Source organism: Allobosea sp. P4_C6 (genome assembly GCF_056402015.1).
Genome location: NZ_JBFUIF010000138.1, coordinates 1 through 3,575, shown reverse-complemented (window position 1 = coordinate 3,575; position 3,575 = coordinate 1). Strand labels below are relative to the sequence as shown.

Below are 3,575 nucleotides of genomic sequence, written 5' to 3'. Positions count from 1 at the left end.
CGTTTATCGCTCGGCGACGTTCCCGCTGACCTTCGGCGGCGATCATCTCGACGATTTGGCGCCGGCGAGCGACCAGATCGGCTAGAAGCCTTGTCATCTCGTCCGGCATTTGCCGCAGCTTCGGCTTGGTCGCTTCGGCGAAATGAGTGATCACGGTTGGCGTCAATCGGATCGGTCTTCGCCCGTTTGCCGAGCGTTTGGGCGAAGGCACGCACCTGCGCTGGATTGACCACCAACACCGGCAGGCCTGCGCCAGCCAGGCCAGCCGCAACCACTCTCGCACTACCACCTCGCGCCAACCGATTGGGAAGACCTGCCCGGCCGCGTGGGCGAAATCCGGCTCGTCGAGATTCCCGTGCCAATGCCGCTGCGTCTTCTCAGGCACGCTGAGCAGATTGGTGACGTGGGCAAGGCCTGTCGATATTTGGTGTCGGCCGCGCCAGCTTCTACCGGTGGGGTGGATAGCTGAACTTCGCGACCGCCGCCGCAAACGACCTGATCGCGCCAACGGCAGATTGGCTGATCGCACGGAAGCGGACATTCACGTCCAGCCTATTCCGCATCCGTCGCCACACTATACCGTCACCTCGGGCAGCCTCCGCGCTACCTCGGCACGCCGTTGATGACGAAGAGCGCCTTGATAAACTGATCAGGCGGGAAGTTTCCGAAGCTGTGGGCATAGATTTTCTTCACACGATCCGTGCGATAGAGTTCAGCCAGCGTCGCATCGACCAACAAACGTAGCTTGTCGTCGCCGCGCGGTAGAGCTAGTGCATAGGTCTCGAACGTGAAATACTGATCGGAAATCTTCATACCGGAGGGATTCCGGCTGTTGAGCAGATGATAGCTGAGAATCCCGCGATCGGCGAAATAAGCGTCGATCTTTCCCTCGGACAGGATCCGGACACCGTCTGGATGAGCCTGGACCGCTACGATCTCCGTTTTGATGCCGAGTTGCGCCAAGGTCGCCTTCAAGACCTCTTCGGTCGTCGTGCCCTGGAGCACGCCGATCTTTTTTCCGCTCAGATCCTCGAGCCGGTAAATTTCATTGAACCGGTAGAGAACTCCGGCGCCATCAATGAAGGTCGGCAGTGAAAAATCCACGATAGCGCGCCTAGACATAGTCATCGATGTAGGATCGCAAAGAATATCGATCTTGCTATCGCGTAGTGCGGTCAAACGTGTCGTGGACGAGACCTCGACATATTCGATTTTGAGTGAAGGGATATTGAGCGCCTTCTTCACACCGCTAGCGACTTCGCGGCAGAGATCAACGATATATCCGGAAGGATCGCCGTTAGCCGCCCGATACGAGTAAGGGGGCGCATCAAGCCGAAAGCCGAGCCGCAAAGTACCTGTCTCACGAGCGCGTGCCAGGGTGTCTGCAGCCAAGGTCGCCGTTGATATCGCCATGCTTAGTAGCGCGATCCAAAAGGCTCGCATGATCCCGTTCCGTCTTTTGGCAACGGCCAACACGATAGGCCGAATAGATGGATTGAAGAAAGTCGTTTCTAGCGTGCTGATTTTTAGCGGAATCGGGATTCGCAAAACGGCTAGACGATGTCTGCCGGGATAAGGCGGCCTGCAGAGATGACGCGACGGCATTGTCACGGGAATGGGCGAATTGAGCCTCGCCGGTTAGGGTGGGGGGCATGCAGCCGATTTCCTACGCCCGTCAGCAATTCCCTCCTGAGATCATCCGGCACGCCGTGTGGCTCTATCTGCGGTTCACCTTGAGCTATCGCGATGTCGAGGAGTTGCTGGCTGAGCGTGGCCTCGACATCTCGTACGAGACGATCCGGCGATGGGTACTCAAATTTGGCTGCAGCTATGCCCGCAACCTGCGCCGGCAGYGGCCCCAACCGGCAGACATCTGGCACCTCGACAAGAGGTGATCCGCCTTCAGGGCCGGCACCTGTATCTATGGCGAGCCGTCGACAGCGAKGAGGAAATCCTCGACATGCTGGTGCAATCGAGACGGGATAAGGGTGCTGCCTTACAACTGCTCAAAAAGCATGGCTTTGCTCCCAGGGTTCTGGTGACGGACAAGTTGCGATCCTACGGCGCGGCCCGGCGCGAGCTGGGGCTCTCGGCGCGCCATGAGCAGGGCATGCGCCGCACAATCGGGCTGAGAACTCACACCAGGTGATCCGACAACGAGAGCGCAAGATGCAGCGCTTCAAGTCGCAGATGTCGGCGCAGCGCTTTCTCTGCGTACATGCCGTCGTCCACAATCTCTTCAACCTCGAGCGCCACCTGATCTCCCGAGCAGCGCGAACTCCGGCTCGTCGGGGTTCCCGTGACAATGTCGATCGGAGAGGTACTGACGTTATTCGAGCAATCCCGCCGTCCGCCGCCGCACGTCGATCATTGTCACGCACGAGCTTGTCTTCGCCGCGGAAGTACCGGATCACGTCGTGTTCATGGATCAGGGCTGCGCGTTCCGCGCCAGGAGCGCACGCGCGCCTTCCTGTCCAGGCTTTTGCGGCCGAATACCGACGTCGTCCCCGGAGGCGGACTGTGACCGATATCTATGAACGTCTCGGCGTTGCCACGCGAATCAACGGAGCGGGTCTGCTGACGCGACTGGGTGGGAGCCTTATGGCACCCGCCGTGCTCGACGCCATGCGCGAGGCGGCCGGCCATTTCGTCGACATGACGGAATTGCAGACACGGGCCAGCGCGATCATCGCGCGTCATACCGGAGCGGAGGCCGGCATCGTCACCGGGGGGGCCGCTGCGGCGCTCACGCTCGCCACCGCCGCCTGCCTCGCGCGATTCGACGTCCGCATCATGGAGCGATTACCCGCGATCGATGACGAACCCAACGAAGTCATCATGTTCCGCGCGCACCGCAACGCCTATGACCACGCCATACGTGCCGCAGGTGCCCGCATCGTCGATGTCGGCTTCAACGATATCGCGATCGGCTCGGGGGTGAGGGGTCTCGAAGCCTGGGAAATCGAAAGCGCGATCACGTCTCGCACGGTCGCCGTCGCCTTCACGGCGGGGCCGCCGGGACAGGCGTCTCTGGCCATGGTCTGCAGGACGGCCGCTCAGCATGGCTTGCCGGTGATCGTCGACGCCGCTGCACAGTTGCCTCCGAAGGAGAATCTCCGCCGTTTCATTGATGAGGGCGCCGCGCTCGTGGCCATCAGCGGCGGCAAGGCGCTTCGTGGTCCGCAGGGCACCGGCCTGCTGTGCGGTCGCCGCGACCTCGTCGCTTCGGCACTGATTCAGCAGTTGGACATGGACATCTCGCCGGCCACCTGGTCTCCCGCGGAAGGCCTGATACCCGACGAACTGCGGCGTCGTCCGCCCCACCACGGTATTGGCCGCGGATTCAAGGTCGACAAGGAATCGATCGTAGGATTGCTCACAGCATTGGAGCTTTTCGAGACACGCGACCTCGCCAGCGAAACCGAGGCTATGATTCGCGAGCTGACCGCGGTCTCGGAGGCGCTGGCAGGGTCGCAGCATGTGAGCTGCGAGGTCGTCACCGGGCGCCATTATCCCGGGCTGAAGCTATCATTCGGCACCACCTGCGGCGGCCCGGACGCCTTGACCGTATCGTC

The 3,575-nt window shown here is 61.3% G+C and carries 2 protein-coding genes and 2 pseudogenes; 2 read left to right on the top strand and 2 right to left on the bottom strand.

Going from position 1 to position 3,575, the window contains the following annotated elements; genetic code table 11:
• Positions 1 to 296, bottom strand: a pseudogene (locus AC1DVA_RS26900) (IS110 family transposase); the annotation flags it as partial.
• Positions 297 to 603: 307 nt separating this feature from the next.
• A complete protein-coding gene (locus AC1DVA_RS26895; protein ID WP_476807919.1) occupies positions 604 to 1,443 on the bottom strand; it encodes an amino acid ABC transporter substrate-binding protein in 840 nt (279 codons plus the stop codon).
• Positions 1,444 to 1,652: 209 nt separating this feature from the next.
• On the opposite strand from AC1DVA_RS26895, the pseudogene AC1DVA_RS26890 reads away from it, so the two are divergent.
• A pseudogene (locus AC1DVA_RS26890) lies at positions 1,653 to 2,271 on the top strand (IS6 family transposase); the annotation flags it as partial.
• 249 nt (positions 2,272 to 2,520) lie between these two features.
• On the top strand, positions 2,521 to 3,575 hold a 1,055-nt coding region (locus AC1DVA_RS26885; protein ID WP_476807920.1), incomplete at its 3' end, for a DegT/DnrJ/EryC1/StrS family aminotransferase.

What these genes read in the sequence shown, in the direction of transcription:
- AC1DVA_RS26895 (WP_476807919.1), bottom strand. Translation starts at nt 1,443, where the DNA reads ATGCGAGCCTTTTGGATCGCGCTACTAAGCATGGCGATATCAACGGCG.